The 17286-nt window shown below is 41.5% G+C and carries 12 protein-coding genes; 6 read left to right on the plus strand and 6 right to left on the minus strand.

The genetic code is table 11. The features are described from left to right. The first annotated feature begins 737 nt into the window (after positions 1-737). The 3 genes from OC25_RS20015 to OC25_RS20030 all read left to right on the plus strand — a co-directional run bounded on the left by OC25_RS20015 (position 738) and on the right by OC25_RS20030 (position 3203). Entirely contained in the window at positions 738-1250 is a 513-nt protein-coding gene (locus OC25_RS20015; RefSeq protein WP_039479813.1) for a T6SS immunity protein Tdi1 domain-containing protein, read from the plus strand. A gap of 450 nt (positions 1251-1700) precedes the next feature. Continuing rightward, positions 1701-2333, plus strand: a complete 633-nt coding sequence (locus OC25_RS20020; protein WP_039479814.1) for a hypothetical protein — start codon at positions 1701-1703, stop codon at positions 2331-2333. A 219-nt stretch (positions 2334-2552) separates the two neighbouring features. Beyond that, entirely contained in the window at positions 2553-3203 is a 651-nt protein-coding gene (locus tag OC25_RS20030; protein WP_245222101.1) for a DMP19 family protein, read from the plus strand. 167 nt (positions 3204-3370) lie between these two features. On the opposite strand, the gene OC25_RS20035 is transcribed toward OC25_RS20030, so the two are convergent. After that, entirely contained in the window at positions 3371-3643 is a 273-nt protein-coding gene (locus OC25_RS20035) for a hypothetical protein (protein ID WP_039479816.1), read from the minus strand. Positions 3644-3765: 122 nt separating this feature from the next. On the opposite strand from OC25_RS20035, the gene OC25_RS20040 reads away from it, so the two are divergent. The 3 genes from OC25_RS20040 to OC25_RS20050 all read left to right on the plus strand — a co-directional run bounded on the left by OC25_RS20040 (position 3766) and on the right by OC25_RS20050 (position 6009). Continuing rightward, positions 3766-4206 carry an energy transducer TonB gene (locus OC25_RS20040; RefSeq protein WP_167335417.1) on the plus strand — a complete coding sequence of 147 codons (441 nt, stop codon included), beginning with the start codon at positions 3766-3768 and terminating at the stop codon, positions 4204-4206. A 78-nt stretch (positions 4207-4284) separates the two neighbouring features. Next, on the plus strand, positions 4285-4935 hold the full coding sequence (locus OC25_RS20045) for a hypothetical protein (RefSeq protein WP_039479819.1): 651 nt from the start codon (positions 4285-4287) through the stop codon (positions 4933-4935). A gap of 177 nt (positions 4936-5112) precedes the next feature. Next, a complete protein-coding gene (locus OC25_RS20050) occupies positions 5113-6009 on the plus strand; it encodes a hypothetical protein (protein WP_039479822.1) in 897 nt (298 codons plus the stop codon). A gap of 1701 nt (positions 6010-7710) precedes the next feature. On the opposite strand, the gene OC25_RS20055 is transcribed toward OC25_RS20050, so the two are convergent. From OC25_RS20055 to OC25_RS20075, 5 genes are read right to left on the minus strand one after another with little or no spacing between them, the layout of a single operon-like run. Further along, on the minus strand, positions 7711-9231 hold the full coding sequence (locus OC25_RS20055; protein WP_052266338.1) for an alpha-L-fucosidase: 1521 nt from the start codon (positions 9229-9231) through the stop codon (positions 7711-7713). A gap of 21 nt (positions 9232-9252) precedes the next feature. Next, on the minus strand, positions 9253-10752 hold the full coding sequence (locus OC25_RS20060; protein WP_245222102.1) for a sulfatase family protein: 1500 nt from the start codon (positions 10750-10752) through the stop codon (positions 9253-9255). 31 nt (positions 10753-10783) lie between these two features. Next, a complete protein-coding gene (locus tag OC25_RS20065; protein WP_167335418.1) occupies positions 10784-12373 on the minus strand; it encodes a DUF4955 domain-containing protein in 1590 nt (529 codons plus the stop codon). 31 nt (positions 12374-12404) lie between these two features. Next, positions 12405-14096 carry a RagB/SusD family nutrient uptake outer membrane protein gene (locus OC25_RS20070; protein ID WP_039479827.1) on the minus strand — a complete coding sequence of 564 codons (1692 nt, stop codon included), beginning with the start codon at positions 14094-14096 and terminating at the stop codon, positions 12405-12407. A gap of 19 nt (positions 14097-14115) precedes the next feature. Continuing rightward, complete coding sequence (locus OC25_RS20075; RefSeq protein ID WP_039479828.1) at positions 14116-17265, minus strand: SusC/RagA family TonB-linked outer membrane protein; 3150 nt, start codon at positions 17263-17265, stop codon at positions 14116-14118. Positions 17266-17286: the final 21 nt, after the last annotated feature.

Raw genomic sequence — 17286 nt, forward strand, 5'->3', positions numbered from 1 at the left:
TAAAGCTCAGGAGTCTCATGAATTCGGCTAGCGTAATTGCTGATTCTTGCACATTTTCTCAGTTCGCAAGCAGTGAGCGCTTGTACAATTATATTAATAACATATATTTGTTTTACATCTTAATCATCGATATCGTGACTCTAAAATATCTCGTTCTCACTATAATTGGATTCTCCTTTTTCAATAGTGTAAAAGCACAAATCTCTGACTGTCTAAAATTCAAACAAGGGAAGTTTAATATGATGTATAACGGAAAGTTATTAGTAATAAAACGCGATGCAACCCATCAATATGAATATTATGATGGCTCAACAGTTCCGACGTCTTATAGTATTAAATGGATTAGCAATTGTTCATATACCTTGAAACCTGATGCAGATAATTTCAAGAAGTTCCCCAATACTCCTAAAAACGCACTTATTACCGTTAATATAATCAGTTACAGTGGAAATACTTACAAAATAAAGGCTACATCAAATTTTAGCTCTCTGGTACTTAAAAGTGAAATTACTAAAATCAACTGAGACATCTGTTGTTTACCTCAAACCTCACTGCTATACAGCTCTAACGAGCTTTACTGCAACGACCATCGCTCCATACGCATTTCGGTACGCGTATATATCACAAATTTATACATCACTTAGTGAACTTTCAGTTTCTCTAATTAACACTAAACAAAAGCTTTGAAATAGCCATCACATTTATTATTTTGCCGATAGATTAATAACCTCTCGCAAATGACAATAGACTTAAATCAATTCATAAAGAACATTCAGAAAATCGATACCAGGGATATTTGTTCAGATTGGCAATGGTTACTTGGAAATAAGTATGATCCAATAATGGTTACTTGCTCTGGTGATATGTTTTTAACTGACACTTCAGGGGCAGTATATTGGTTGGATACAGGAATAGGGCAATTATCCAGGATAGCTGAAAGCACTGATCAGTTTATCGAGGCTTTAGAGGATATTGATAACTTCGACAAATGGATGTTGGCTTCAACTGTTCTCGATCTGATCGAGAATGATGTTCTTTTAAAAGAAAACCAGGTATACAGTTACAAAGTGATGCCAATTCTTAACGGGAGCTACTCAATGGATAATTTTGACACAACAGATATTTCCGTTCATTTTAGCATAACGGGCCAAATTTGCCAACAAATAATAAAACCAGATAATGGTATGCCCCTTCCCGATGGCACCAGAATTGATAAAGTGCTAATTGATCCATTTACTAAAAAACCATAGGTTGAAAACTATTACAGGAGATAGCTTTGTCTCTCCCACTAAGGATAGATTGTAACTGTTCTGGGTATTGCATATCTTCACTTCCATTTAACCTACTCAATCATGATCTATAAGTTTAACGTTCCAAAAAACACAGCTTGCTATGTTTGTAACCATGTGTTTAATAAAGAAGACAAATATTGTATGTTGCCCATGAAGTGGAAGACGGCTTTTGGCAGTTCTTATGCGTAGGAAAACAACCATCCTAATGATGATGATTAAAGTGATTTCACTACAACAAGTAACAGCTATTGATGAATCAGTAAACGATTTATATGAAATGCCCTTCGGATAAATGGGAGCCTTTCAAACTTAAATGCTTTATTATACCAGGAAGTATGTCGTTTCTAATTTATCCTAATCCAGACATAGGCCTCAAAACTAAAATCCAAAAACTCACAATTACATAAAATGATAAAAATTAAAATGACTAAATATTTGATTCTTTTTCTGACAATTATATTTACAAGTTGCAAAGGGCAAACTCAAAAAACTAATGAAAAGGAAGAAGTAAAAGACCCAATTGCCATTATTCAGGAAAATGAAAAGAAAGCAACTGAAAAGAGAAGTGAAAATATTGGTGAGTTGATTTCTACAATATCATTTAAAGTAAAAACTGACAATAAGAAAGATTATGAAGACGGATTTATTCCCTGGGCGAGCATTGAAAATGCTAAACAAGACCTTCCAAACTTATACGAGGGTGACGAAATAGTCATCAAAGAGAATTCTGTAAAAGTTATTATTGACTACCCTCTCACAAATCAATACGAATTTACAATAACATCAAATGATGGTTTTTCAAGAAAACAATTATTATCAGAAATAAATTTGCATTATTTTAAACTTTACGAAGAAGAAGAAAAAAGTGCAACTGTTAAGACCATTCCGATTGATAAACGAACAACCATGTACAATAGAAATCAAACGAACGGAAAATATGGAATTTGGGGGCACGACATAGCAGACTTAGTTTTATCTGCAATTGAAGTTTATAAAACATCAACAGGGCAAATTATTCTAATTTTAGGAATTGAGTCATAGAAATAATGACAGCTGACAAAAATCAATTAAACAATAGTGGAACTGAATTACAAATCCCGCTGCTCGACCACATTATCAAAATTGTAAATTTATTCCTCCATATCCTACATCAGCAAAATCTTATGGCTTGTGCGCTCACTTCAACTGTTACATACAAAACATGCGCTGGTGCAAATAATGCATACCCTCTTTAACATACACCATTACTAAATTAACAACATGCCAAGGGTAAAAACTTTAATCACTATGGGTTTTATATCAACGATATTAAACTTGTTCGGGTGTTCCGGGCAGGAAAAAAAAGATAATGGCGGGCTGTCAAAAGAAACTCAGGATCAAATTGCCAGTTCAATAGATGCATTTAACAACAGACCGATACATAAAAAATTAACGGGTCAGATTATCGATAAAACTCCGAACCAGGACTTATTACAGGTAGTTTTTGATAACTTATCAACGAAACAACCCACAGATTATAAAAAAGAATATGAAACGGTAATGAGTTGGAACAAATCACGACAAGCTATATATATGATCTGGCTATTGGAAGCTGAAGTAAATAATGGTGGTTATAATCAGTTCTACTTTAATTCGAGCGGCAAGTTTTATAAACATTTACCTGAGGCTTTAAAATTTGTCGGCGCAAATAAATTTGCCGAGCTGACCAAACAGGCTAACGACACTTTTCTTCGCGAAAATGTTAAAATAACGCAACATCAAGACGGAACATTGGCAGGTTTTAGCGAATCGTATGACGACAATCCTTTAAACGAATTTGATAATCAGTTTTATGATCTTTACAAAACCGAAGATTTACAACAAATACAGGTAAACTTTATCAGAAAGAATAAAACTGAATTTATTGATTAATGAAAAGAACCGTTGCTGAGGTAAGTATTTTTTTAGATCAATGTACTGAACGACTCTTGTTTTAGCGGGTAGATTGATTAGCATTAGATAATTGAGCACCCCGCCTTGTTCCGATTTTATAATCCCGGCCGCAGTAAATTTGTTCTGATATAACCTAACCAGTTTAATTATTGATTAGGCAATACTAATTCTACACATTGCCCCTGAACAAAATTACCCTTTTGCATCGGCTCTATCGGACAGAACACAAATACATCTAATCTCTGTTCGCCATTCTCATCAAGCATCCTGGGCATTTCAACATAATTATAAATAGGTATCCCACCAAATATGCCATCTTTTACTTCAAAACCTGATTCGCCGGTTAATAGTTTAGCGAAAATAAATTGACCACGATTATGGTGATGGTACACATATATAATTTCAAAGGATAATACCATATTGAGCTGATTGCGTTTTAACTGCAAATTAATTAAAATATTATCTAATGCCTTACTCCTCTTTCTTCACTTTCACACTTTGCTATCGTCCAAAAACATTATATTTGATTAAACGCCATCTCATGAAACGACCACTCCTCCTCACCCTATCCCTTCTAATCCTAATGCTTATTGGCCAAAAGTTAAAGGCCCAGGATAGCTTAAAAGTAAATGCCGCGGTTGATACCACCATATATGATGACAAAGCGGCTACCGAGGGGTACTTCCTCATGCTGCCACAATCGACCCTAAGCCAGCAAGATTATAATCTTTTCATTCACAATCAATTTTCAGCTTCGCCCATCATTAAAAAGAACCGGCTTTATACCAAACTGGAAATTTCTATGCTGGTTGAAAAAGACGGCAGTGTTTCTAAATACGAAGTTAAAGGAACAGGTACCCAACTGATGAGAAATGAAATGGTGAGGATTTTAAAGCTCCTGCCCAAATATACGCCCGGCACCCGGGATGGACAGAAAGTTAGGGTTAAACTGCACCAACCTTTCGAGTTTAAATACGAATGAAGTTATTAACATTCTATTCAACTATGGAAACGGATTACGCAAATTCAAATTTGGCATTTCAAATAGATTACAATTATTATGACAGCAAAAGATCTATTAAATAAAGTATTAGACTATAATTACCTATGGACGTTGCCAGAGAGAAAGAATTCTAAACCAGCTAAAATCAGACTTTCACAAATTGAAGCATTACAGAATGCATTGGGGCTTTCAAAGAAATATGTAAACCCCTTAGTACAAATAAAATATTCATTTGCAGGAGAAAAGCAGAAATTGAGCAGAGCTAAACAACTAAACAAGCTAACAAATCTTGAGTATTTACTGCAGGGCGAGTTTCTTTTTGACAGAGAAAAAGATGAAAATTTAGAATTACAAAAAAAGATAATTACAACAATTACACTTCTGTACCCTGGTATGGACGAATATATAAACCGCAGACCATTAGATATAAATTGGCTCTTCAATGACCTGATTCATTTCAGGCAAGAAATTTATAAACTTACTCATCCAAGCGAAGGTATGTTGGAAGGTTTTTCGGCTGGGCTTCACTACAGTTTTTATCTCAAAGCAAACCTTAAAAGAATAATAAAAGATAACCTTGCTGAAATTGATGAAACGCTTTGGCTAATACTCGACCCCAAAAAAAGAGTATTGAATATGGCAGAAATAAATTATCCTGAAGCAGATTTAGAAGGCATCGATTCAGCATGGTTGATGGAGAATTATTAAACGTGAACACAATAAGGCATTATTTATTTTAACAACCTCACCACATGACCAACAGCTTCATGGCCATTAAAGGCAATTATTTTAACAAGGCTACCCATATCTTTGCTGCTTTTAAATACAATACCTTGCTTTGAAATTGTACTTTACTGCGGTGCCCTAAAACCTAAGCATATCATTATGAGCTTCGACCTATATTTTTACAAACGAAAAGATAACCCATTAACAGCAGAACAAGTGGCAGCATATCTGACTAAAAACCTTGCCTATAACATTAGCGATCATGAGCGGCAATGGAATTATGAAAACCCTGAAACCGGGGTTTATTTTCTTATTGACTGGAATACACCTGAAGACGATCCGGAAGAGGTCGAGATCTTTGACGGTTTTGCTGACTATCAAAATTTAAACTTCAGTTGCAGCATTAACTTTTTCAGGCCAAGATTTTTCGCTTACGAAATATTCCCCATCATTGAAAAGTTTATAAACGATTTGGACCTTTTTGTTTTGGATTTACAAGACAGCGCAGAACCAAACTCGCCTAAAAAATTCCCTGCCAGATATCTTCAGGACGAATGGATCAGGCACAATGACGGCGTTACGCTAGACCATTTTGCCAGATTAAATTTCGAATACTTACCAGTTGAAAAATCAGACTATTTGTGGCAGTTTCAATTTCAAAGAGATAGCCTTCAAAATAGTTTAACAGAGGATTTATTTGTTTCAGGCTATTTTGTTTTAAAAAGTAAAGAAGACGGGCAATTATATACCGCGTGTGTTTGGCCTGTACATATCTCAATCATATTGCCTCCGGTTGATTTTCTAATCGTTAAAAAAGAATATAAAAAGCTTTTCAGAACCGTAACAGAAGTCGGCCTTGTTGATTATGATATGGTTCTCAGCGAATTTGCCGACGAGTTCGAAGACTATCCACACGAAATTCCAAACCTGAAAGTTTTCAGAAATACCGGTGCTGATAAAATTAAAAAGAGATTTAACGCATTAAAATTGGGAAAGACAGCGACTGAATTTGGTAGCGGCGTTAGCTTTGATAGTTTTGTAAATGTTAAACCTTGATTAATATAACTGTTAAACCTCACAGGTTTTTAAGACATTAATAGTTCAGCGCTAAACCTGTGAGGTTTTGCCTAAGCCATCATCCCCCTGCCCCCTTCGAAGGGGGAAAGATCGGCTTTAAAGAAGGGGCTGATAGAAATCAAAACGGCAATTTACCCATATTGATAATCCCGTCCCCCTTTGAAGGGGGGTGGGGGATGAATTTTAGGAACTTTACAACCTTTTCTAAGGTTTCGGGCGTGACCGATTAACCTTTCTACGGTATTAAGATTGCCATCCGATAGCTATCGGATCAAGCTGGCAATGACGATCAGCGTTAAGGGATTTTAAAAAATGTGGCTATACGATAGTTCAAGAACCCGGGCAGCCCCGTTCCAACCTCCGACTTTTTTAACCACAAAACACACAAAGAAAAAAGACGCAGAGGACACAGTGCTGGATGTTTCATTCCATCATCCATTTTACATCTTCCATCCTTTCTACTCCCAACTCCAAACTCCCAACTCCAAACTCGCCCGACCACCTCAGACACCTAAGGGCACCCAGGCTTTTTGCTTTGGTCTTTTTGCTTTAAGCTTTTTAACCACCTCAGACACCTAAGGGCACCCAAGCTTTTAGCTTTAGTCTTTTTGCTTTAAGCTTTTTAACCACCTAAGGGCACCTGAGTAGCGAACGATAGATTAAGTATCAAGACTTCGGACTCCGGACTTCCGACTACGGACTTTTCCAACCCCGATGACCTCGTTCTAAACCCCGGCGACCTCGTTCCGAACCCCGATGACCCCGTTCCGAACACCGACTATCCTCGTTCTGAACCCCGGCGACCTCGTTCCGAACCCCGGCGACCTCGTTCCGAACCCCGGCGACCCCGTTCCGAACCCCGACTATTCTCGTTCTGAACACCGATGACCTCGTTCTGAACCTCGGCGACACCGTTCCGAACACCGACTATTCTCGTTCTGAACACCGATGACCTCGTTCCGAACCCCGATGACCCTGTTCCGAACCCCGATGATCCCGTTCCGAACCCCGGCAATCTCGTTCCGAGCTACCATTTAGTATCTCCGGGCATATTCGCCGATGTTCGGAACAACCTTTTTCTAGCTCGGCGTGTGTTTTTTCTACTTCTGAAGTACCTTTTAGTATCTCAGAAGACCAAATTAGTCTTCAAGAGTACTTTTAAATGCACGCTGGGGGCAATTTCGTCTTTTCAACAACCGGGTTATATCAATTATCATCCCCCTGCCCCCTTCAAAGGGGGAAAGATTGGCTTTAAATAATTAAACCTCACAGGTTTTTAGATACTGTTAGTTTAGTATTAAACCTGTGAGGTTTTGTTTAAATCTTTAATTCACAAACTATCATCCCCCTGCCCCCTTCAAAGGGGGAAAGATTGGCTTTAAATAATTAAACCTCACAGGTTTTTAAATACTATTAGTTTAGCATTAAACCTGTGAGGTTTTGTTTAAATCTTTAATTCACAAACTATCATCCCCCTTCAAAGAGGGAAAGATTGGCTTGAAATAAATAAACCTCACAGGTTTTTAGATACTATTAGTTTAGTATTAAACCTGTGAGGTTTTGCTTAAATCTTTAATTCACAAACTATCATCCCCCTGCCCTCCAAAGGGGGAAAAGGTTGCTTGCTGAACTACAAACTGTCGAACTGTCAACTGATAACTGCAAACTGATAACTGCCTCCTACTTTAAGTCGACCTCAATAACATCAGGTAATGCGGTACGTAATGCTGCCGGTACCTGCACACTAAGCTGGCCATTTGCTACACTGTATTTAAGGGCAGTTTTATTGCCCGCCAGGCTTACGTTTTTAATATCGGCTTTGGTGTTAAAGGTTACCTGTTCATCAACCGGTTTTTCGCCTTTTTTAGGGGCCAGTAAAAACAGGTAGCGGTGTTTGGCTGCTGCTGTGGCCGGTACCGATGCCGATTCGCTGGCATCAAGCGCCTGTGCGCCTTTTATGGCACTGCCATTTACTTTCATCCAACTGGCAATTTCGGTCAGACTGGTGTACATTTCGGGAGTAAGTACCCCTTCTTTGGTTGGCCCGTAATTTAACAGCATATTGGCATTGTTGGCGCGGCACTTAATCAGGTTGTTGAGCACCAGCGCAACGGGTTTTAAAGGCTTGCCGGTATAACCCCAACCGCCATCGGTAATGGTGGTACAAAGCTCGGCCCAGCCATCTTGTTTGGTTTTGGGTAATGCTTTATCCTGCTCAAAGGTTTTGTAATCGCCATACCCGAAAAACCTCGGACTCACCACAATGCCGGGTTGCAGTTTATGGATTTCGGCCATGGTAATGCATTTATCCCAGGCTTTATTTCCCCGCGGAATATCGGCTGCACCATCGAACCAGATCATATCAATCTGCCCATAATTGCTTAACAGTTCGGTAACCTGCCCTTTAACATAAGCAGCCATTTCATAGTAGTGGGCTTGTTTTTCAGCTTCCGTTTTTACGGTGGTACGTGGCCTTAAATTTTCATCCAACACCGGGATATTGGGATAATCTCTCCCCACACCATAATACATGAAATTTTGGAAGGCGCCGTTTTCGTGCCAGTCTGGCCCAGAATAATAGATGCCTACTTTTAACCCGTATTTTCTGCAGGCGGCCACATAATCTTTTACCAGATCGCGGCCACCCATGTAATTTTTAGTATTGAAATTACCGTAGGCACTTGGCCAAAGGGCAAAACCATCGTGGTGCCTGGCAGTTAGCACAGCATAGGTCATGCCCGCTGCTTTAGCGGCTTTAATCCATTTTTCGGGGTCGTAGTTTTGTGGATTAAAATCTTTGGCCAGTGCCCAATATTCAACCGGGGTAATGCAGCTGTTTGTTTTTTCGCAGGCATTACCGGCAAAATAATTGCCCGAATCCATAATTTTTTTTACCGATGCCGAATCCATTTTTGGCGAACGCCAGCCAATCTGGGTACCGGCCATCATCGGCCACGAAAGGTCTATTTGTTTAATCGATGAAATGCTCCAGTGGATAAACATACCTAGACCAGCCTCCGGAAACCACTGTGCCCCGGGGTGCGTGGTATGTTTATAGCCCGATTTCACATCTTCTACAATGCCAATCTGGGCGTGTTCCATTTTTACTTTATCACTTTCTTTGTTTTGTGCAGAGGCCAGATTAATACCACAAAATAATGGTACGCAAGCCAGGCACTTATATATTAAAATTCTTCTCATTGCTTAAATCATGAATTAAGGTTATTTCCCAGTAACAAAGGCATCTCTTGTTTTTTCGAGCCACTGCGCCAAAACGGGTTGCAGCTTTTTTACAATCGGTAAATCGGGTTGATAAATGTTATTCAGTTCGAAAGGATCTGCTTTTAAATCGTACAGTTCATAAGCGCCTTTGCCTTTTTTCTTCACAAAAGCCAGCTTATAATCCTGGGTGCGGATACCCCTGAAACCCGTATTTACGTTTACATTGTTGCTGCCAATGGCCCCTAAAATATATTGTTCGGCAGGTTTTTCGCCCTTGCCATTCAGGTAGTATTGGGCATAACTTTTGCCATCTACGTTTTGAGGTATTTTGTTTTTCAGCCCCATCAAATCTAACAGCGTAGGATAAATGTCGGGTATGCTGCCCAGAAAAGTATCATCTTTACGGGCTTGTATATGGCCTTTCCAGTTTACAATAAACGGAATGCGTAACGATTCTTCGAAAATGTTGTTTTTCGATTCTTCGTCATGTTTGCCCAGGCAGTTACCATGGTCGGCCATGATCACCACAATGGTATTTTCGGCCAGGTGCTGATCTTTTAAGCCTTGTAAAATGCGGCCAATCTGCTCATCTACCCCCGTAATATTGGCATAATAATAACGCACATCTTTGCGGTACTGATCGCCAAATGCCGTACCTGCTGCCGGGATATTGGGGTCTTTTACCAGGTCGGTTAAAGGAATATCTTTATACAGCTTATAATATTTATCGGGCACGGTGCGGTAATTAGAGTGTGGCGGATTCATCGAAACCACCAACGAGAAAGGCGCACCGTTTTTACGGATTTTTCCGCTTTCGTTTTTAAAATAAGCGAGGGCCTTATTGGCCTCATGCTCCGGCCCCCATTCATTTACATATTTAAAATCATCGCGCTTATCGTTCGTATCCCAGTACATGGGTTTATTGTGTTCATCGTAAGTACCATAGGCATACCAGTAATCGAAACCATGCCTGCGGTCAGGGGAAGTCCATTCGTTCCAGGCAACTTTGCCCGTATTGTTTGAGGTAGGAATGTAAGGTTGATAGGGCGAATCGAGGTGCCATTTGCCAATGTAACCATTCGAGTAGCCATTCTGTTTCAATACATCCGACCAGCATACGGCATCTTTTTGCAGTTCGACACCGAAGGGAGCCGAGCTCGAATTAACATTGCTGTACACATGGTTTTTAAGCGGGTATTGCCCCGTCATGAGCATGGCCCTGGCTGGCGAGCAAACCGGGTAATTACTCACCATCTGGCTCAGCACCAGACTCTCTTTGGCATATTGATCCAGATACGGGGTCATTACAGGCTCACGCCCTTCGAAACCCACCGCCTGCCCGCGCCATTGATCGGCCATGATAATTAATAAATTGGGAGCTGTTTTAGGCTTCGTTCCTTTTTGTGCCATGGCCGAAAGCGCAGGCAATAAGCATAGCAAAAGCAAGACGTATGGTGAATATTTTTTATTGTTCATAGGCTTGAATTGATCAGTTTTCATGATTGTTGTGTTTTCGTGATTGGGCTTTGTTTTATTTTCCGGCTAAAATTTCCTGCTCCTTAATTTTCTCTTTTTCCTCCATTATCCATTGGGGCAATTTACCTAATCTCAGTTCCAGTTGCGCCTCAAATAACGATTCGGGTTGCACGGCTTTGCCCAGGCTTTCCAATACCTGCACCTGATCTTTATTAAAGGTAGTTGCGGCACCGTGGAAACCTACAATAATGGGTGGCACGATTTTCCACCAGATGGATTTTGCCGGCCAGAATTCGAAATCCTTACGCGCAGCACCCAGCTGGTTGTAATTCCACAAGACTAAATTACGGCCATGGTTGGGCATATTAAAAATAGCTCCTCCGGCCCTGCCATCAGAAAGGCCACCGGTTACCTGATCGAGCAGGGTACAACGGGGCTGCGAGGAATGCGATTCGAAACAGGTATTTTCGGGATACCGGGAACGCCAGATTACGGTGGCCGTAGTGCTGCCACCACCTACACCAACCGCATGGTGCATACCGGTTAAATCGGTAATATTGGCCAGCAAAATACCGGTAGAACCACCAGCGGCATCAACCGAATTATGCCCCATGTTACCATCAAAAACCAAATCAATAGCGGTACAGGCTGCCGATGCGCCAATGGTTAAACCGTTGTTTACATTGCGGAAAGAGCAGTTTCTTACCCACGAGTTAACTGATTTGTTTAAACTCAGGATACTCCATCCGCTATCATCCTGGGCCGAGCGGTGGTGCACAAATTTCTTTAGCCAGTTGCCTTCAAAAGCAATGTTTTCTACCCCAACCTCGCTTAAATGAGCAAAACTCGAAATGGTCCAGTGGTGTTTGACCTGTACATCGTAATGGATGGGCTCTACCAATGTAAGCGTATTACCACTCACTTTGGCTACCTGGTGGCGTTCGTTAACCTGCACGCCTTTTTTAACCAGCGAAGTCCAGCTCGTATCGGGCTTTATGCCTTTTAAATCATAATCAATGAGCTCAGGACTGTTGTTAATTACCTCGAGGATAATCCAGTCGCCGGCTTTAATTTTCGAAGCATTGTTTACCTCAATAATGTGGCTCTCACGAGGGGCATCGGCGGTTACCTCAGCCAGTTTTTTATTGCCACCCTTAGCACCAATATTTATAGCCATGGGCACCGACCACATTTGCTGGGGATTGGCAGGTGGCAAATCCTTATCAAAAAACAAAACCGTACCATTTTCCCCGCTACCCTCACCCCGCAATACAATCTTCGATCCTGCAATGCGGATCACCTGCTGATCGTCGCTGGCAGTGTTAAACAAATACTTGCCTTTGGGGAAATAAATAATGCCTTCGCCGTTTTTTTCGGCCGCTGCAATGGCGCTCATAAATGCCTTTTTATCCGAAAGCTTATCGTTCGGGATGGCACCAAAGCGCGTTACATCAAAAACCGTATAATTTACCGTGGGGATGGCCTCTTCGCTGTAGTGGTAACCTGCATAGGAGAAATCGGGCAAAATTGGCGTAGTGCCTTTACTTTTCCCGTTTTTAAAATCCTGCCATACAGCACTTTCCTGGGCCTGGAGCGATAAGCTGCTGATTGTAATTAAACCTAAAAGAATTCTTTTTAAAGCCATACCTAAATTGTTATTATGCATTAGCGGCTACTTACCAGCCAGGGTTATTTTCTGTAATTAATTTGTTCGACGACATTTCAAGCGAAGGAATAGGGAACAATAAATTCCTTGCAGTAACATTTTTACCACCTAAGCCACCATACTGCTGGTTACCCGAAGTAAGGGCGCCAGTGGTAGGCGCTGCACCCATCTCTGCTCCCACCGAATTCATGGTCGATACAAATTTGTTCCAGCGGATTAAATCCATACGACGTAAACCTTCAAAACACAATTCGCGCATGCGTTCGTCTTCTATCGCTAGTTGAAAAGTGGCTTTGGTAAGTCCGGTTAAATCGGCCACTACACTTGCTGTTGCAATGGGAAGTCCGTAACCTCTGCGGCGCACCTGGTTAATGGCGTTATAAGCCTCGGCTGTTGGGCCATTTACCTGGTTTTCGGCTTCGGCAAACATTAACAGGATATCGGCATAACGCAGTACAGGGAAGTTAATACCGGTCTGGTTTTTATTTTTAATCGCCAGCAGTTCGTACTCTCTTCTCCATTTGGCCATATCCCTGCCATACTGAACGGTTTTCGCAATGGCAGTTTTGGTAGCGGTATTGGTGGTATTATTTACCGTCCAGGTGTAGGTAGTAAGTACCCAGTCACGGCGTAAATCTTTACCGGTGGCATCGTATTTATTAAACAAACGAGCTGTGCCTTTAATAAAACCATAGCAATAACCCGGATAGTTGTACAAGGGCGAATTGGCTGCCGAAGGGGTCATGGTAATGCCTACCTGACTTCCTAATGGGCCAAGGTCGAAATAGCCATCGGTACGGTTCCCTTTAAATTCGATTTCCCACATGCTTTCTTTAATGTTGTAAACTTCCTGCGCGGCATTGATAAAGATCTGGCGGTAGGCATTATTGGCGTTTGCCGGTACCGAAGGTAAGGTTTCGTTAAAACCGTTAAAAGCTGCATCAGTACTAAAAGTGGTATTTAAGCTATGCTCACCCGAGCTAATTACTTTTTTAGTCCAGGCAAGTGCTTCGGCATATTTACCGGTATCGTTTAAAGGATAACCTGCCATTTGCAAACAAACCCTGGCTAAAACCCCCTCTACCACGGTTTTTGAAACGCGGCTCGGATAGCCAATTGCAGTAGAAGTAGCCACTTTGGTTTCGGCCGCAGTCATATCTTTTAATATCTGGGCATAAACATCGGCGGTTTTGGTGCGGGCCAGTTGCACATTGTTGGGGCTGGTGGTTGGTGTTAACCTTAAAGGCACATCACCATAGCGGGTAACCAGCATAAAATAGTAATATCCCCTTAAAAACAAGGCCTCGCCCAATATGATCTGGCGCTTGCCTTCATCCATTTGTGGTACATCGATGTGTGCAATTAAATCGTTGGCACGGTTAATTCCGGTATATAAATCAGTCCACAAATTGGTAACATTGGTATTGGAAGGATCGAAATTAAATACCTGAATACCGGTTACCTGGCCCGAACGGGCATAATACCCCTCATCGGTACAAGCTTCGAAACCATTAGGCAAATTACCGTACACATTATCTGAACCCAGCGGATCGTACACTCCTGCCAATGCCTGGGTTAAGCCTGCTTCATCAGTATAATATTGCTCAAGGGCAATTTTATCGGTTGGCTGGGTATCTAAAAATTTCTTACAAGAGCTGCTGGCAACGGCCACCAAAACTAATAATACAAATATCTTTTTCATCTTGAAATGATTTAGTTGATTAAAATGTAATGTTTGTTCCAAAAACAACGGTACGCGCACGCGGATAGGCAGAAAAATCAAAGCCGGGGGTTAAAACCGAGCGGTAGGTATTTACCTCCGGGTCTCCCCCCGAATATTTGGTCCAGGTGGCCAGGTTTTGTCCCGATACAAAGACCCTCAGCGATTTAAGGTAAATTTTCTTCAGTACTTTAGGATCGATGTTATAACCCAATGAAACTGTTTTTAAGCGCAGGTAAGAACCATCTTCAACATAGTTGGATGAATAGCCCCCGCCAAAAAATCCACGGGTACGGAACATATCCGATTCGGAGTTTTGCGGTGTCCAGCGGTTTTCGTAGCTGGCATACTGGTTAAAGTTACCCAGACCATTTGAATTCCCTTCGAACAGCATTTTATTGGCATTTAAAAGATCGTTACCGTACGACCACTGGAAGAAGATATTTAAATCGAAACCTTTATAGGTAAAGTTGTTGGCAAAACCACCGGTGTGCGCAGGCAAACCATTGCCGATTTTAACATAATCCTGGGCATTTACCACACCATCGCCGTTCTGATCTTTGTACTTAATATCGCCCGGCTGAATGGTTGCCCTGGCATTTCCGTTGGTAGCAACTTCTGGTTTCAAGGTATAAACTGTGGCTCCGCTTCCATTTACCGAGGTGTTAAAATCGGCATATTTATAAGTACCTAACCACTCGTAACCATACATAGATCCCAATGGCTGGCCTACTTCTGCCACATAGGCACTTACGTTACGCCAGGCAGCATCCCAGTTAATGGTGCTTTCGAGGGTTTTCTGTCCTTCGGCCAGGGCTACTAACTTATTGCGGTTAAAGGCAATATTGGCATTGGTGGTCCAGGTAAAGTTTTTGGTTACAATATTTTGGGTGGTTAAGGTTAACTCCAATCCCCTGTTTTCTACACTACCGATATTTTTCAGTGCAGTACCAAATCCCGAAGATGGTGGCAACTGGGTGTTCAGCAATAAATCTTTGGTTACTTTCCGGTATACATCGGCACTAAAGGCGATTCTTTGCTTAAAGAAACCTAAATCAATACCCGCATCAACCTGCTCGGTAGTTTCCCATTTCAAATCGGAGTTACCCAGTTTGGTTGGAATTACGCCCGGAACATATTCGTTGTTGAAAGTGTAGGTATTGATAATGGGATTGAAGTAATTGGTCAGGTAATCGAAATCGCCTACCCGGTTATTACCGGTTTGGCCATAACTCACCCGCAATTTACCTTCTGATAATATTTTAGATTTTTTAAGGAAATTCTCCTGGTCGAACCTCCAGGCAATAGCTGCCGAAGGAAAATAACCCCAGTGGTTCTGGCTTGGAAATTTAGAAGATCCATCGGCACGGTACGAAGCGGTAAACAAATATTTAGAATCGTAATTGTAATTGATGCGGCCTAAAAAAGAAGCCATGGTCCAGTCAGATGCCGAAGGATCGACCCTTTGCTGCACGCCTTGGTCAAATCCATCAAACATCAGGTCTTCGTTGGGTAACTGGGTTACCGAACGGCCATTGCTCCAGGTATGTCTTTTTTGCAGGGTAAAACCACCCAGTATGTTAATTTTCGATTTTTTACTCAGCTTTTTATCCCAGGTAAGGGTATTTTCGTTTAACCAGTTGCTGTAGTTGTTATTGGTAATTTTTCCGTTTACACCGTTTACTCCTCCCGGCCGGCCTGCAGAGGTTTTAGTGTTATTGAATACATCATTCTCGGCTTTGTTTTCTATAATCCCGAAAGATGATCGCAGTTTCAAATCTTTTAAAATCGCATATTCGGCGTAACCATTGGCCGTAATGTTATTGGTAGTGGTTACGTTGTAAGAATTCTGTAAGCTGATAACCGGGTTAATGCGGTAATCGTTAGCTGCATTCATATCCGGGTCCTGAAAAGAATCTTCAAGGTCAAAAAGCTCAGAAGGCACTGGTCTCATCCCTAGGATAGAAGTCATAACGTTAGTGGTAGCGCCATTTTCACCCCTGGTCGGATCGATACCCTTTTGTTTTAAATGGCTGTAATTGGCATTGATCCCTACTTTTAACTTATCGGTAATGGCATAATCAATCACAGCACGGCCGGTATATCGCTGATAATTTGAATTTAACAAAATACCATTCTGGTTAACCGTTGAAGTAGAAAGTGAATATTTTAGTTTTTTAGTTCCGCCCCTTACGGCCAGATCGTTGTTGTTGTACAAAGCTGTACGCGAAACCAAATCCTGCCAGTCTATCGGAGAAACACCATTGTAATAATCGAGGGTTTTTCCATCGGTAAGATAAATTTGTGTAGGTGTGGCTGGTGTGCCGGTTAAGGCAGGTGTAAGTTCGAGTTGGTATTTTACGTACTCGTAAGGGCTCATCATATCCATTTTTTTGGCCATGCGCTGCACCCCTACCGTACTCGAGAAACTAAATACAGGTTTACCCTGTTTACCTTTTTTGGTGGTAATAACCACTACCCCGTTGGCACCCCTGGCGCCGTAAATCGCCGTTGCTGATGCATCTTTTAAAATGTCGATCGATTCGATATCGGCGGGGTTAACCACGTTGTTATTCGGATCTTCGATCAGGAAGCCATCTACCACATACAAGGGGCTGTTGGCTTGCGTAACCGAGTTATTACCGCGGATAACGATATCAATACCCGAACCCGGGCGGCCATCGGCCGAGGTTACCTGAACCCCGGCAACGCGGCCTGCTAAAGCCTCGTCGAAAGAACGGACAGGTGCTTTGTTTAAATCGCTCATTTTAACCGAGCTCACCGAACCTGTCAGGTCTTTTTTGGCCACTGTACCATACCCCACTACTACCACCTGATCTAAATCGTTGTTTTGCTCGGCTAAGGTAACATTGATTATTTTTTGCTCATTCACCGTTACCTCTTTGGCGTGGTAACCTACATACCTGAACACCAAAACGGTTGGCTGACCAGCAGGTATACTGATGCTGTAATCGCCCTGAGTCCTGGTAGTAACTGCGCCTTTGGTTGTGCCTTTAATATTTATACTTACTCCGGCTAAGGTTTCGCCGGTTTTTTGATCGGTAACGGTTCCGGTTATAGTCTTACTCTGCTGGGCAGAACTCGAAAAAACAGTCAGCAGAAAGACTGAAAATAGCAGAATTCTTCTCATAACACTAATTCAATAAAAGTT

This window comes from Pedobacter kyungheensis (assembly GCF_000812965.1).
In the GTDB taxonomy this organism is placed as follows: Bacteria; Bacteroidota; Bacteroidia; order Sphingobacteriales; family Sphingobacteriaceae; genus Pedobacter; species Pedobacter kyungheensis.

Coding starts and splice junctions, on each gene's coding strand:
- OC25_RS20015 (WP_039479813.1), top strand. CDS start 738: ATGACAATAGACTTAAATCAATTCATAAAGAACATTCAGAAAATCGAT.
- OC25_RS20020 (WP_039479814.1), top strand. CDS start 1,701: ATGATAAAAATTAAAATGACTAAATATTTGATTCTTTTTCTGACAATT.
- OC25_RS20030 (WP_245222101.1), top strand. CDS start 2,553: ATGCCAAGGGTAAAAACTTTAATCACTATGGGTTTTATATCAACGATA.
- OC25_RS20035 (WP_039479816.1), bottom strand. CDS start 3,643: ATGGTATTATCCTTTGAAATTATATATGTGTACCATCACCATAATCGT.
- OC25_RS20040 (WP_167335417.1), top strand. CDS start 3,766: ATGAAACGACCACTCCTCCTCACCCTATCCCTTCTAATCCTAATGCTT.
- OC25_RS20045 (WP_039479819.1), top strand. CDS start 4,285: ATGACAGCAAAAGATCTATTAAATAAAGTATTAGACTATAATTACCTA.
- OC25_RS20050 (WP_039479822.1), top strand. CDS start 5,113: ATGAGCTTCGACCTATATTTTTACAAACGAAAAGATAACCCATTAACA.
- OC25_RS20055 (WP_052266338.1), bottom strand. CDS start 9,231: ATGAGAAGAATTTTAATATATAAGTGCCTGGCTTGCGTACCATTATTT.
- OC25_RS20060 (WP_245222102.1), bottom strand. CDS start 10,752: ATGAAAACTGATCAATTCAAGCCTATGAACAATAAAAAATATTCACCA.
- OC25_RS20065 (WP_167335418.1), bottom strand. CDS start 12,373: ATGGCTTTAAAAAGAATTCTTTTAGGTTTAATTACAATCAGCAGCTTA.
- OC25_RS20070 (WP_039479827.1), bottom strand. CDS start 14,096: ATGAAAAAGATATTTGTATTATTAGTTTTGGTGGCCGTTGCCAGCAGC.
- OC25_RS20075 (WP_039479828.1), bottom strand. CDS start 17,265: ATGAGAAGAATTCTGCTATTTTCAGTCTTTCTGCTGACTGTTTTTTCG.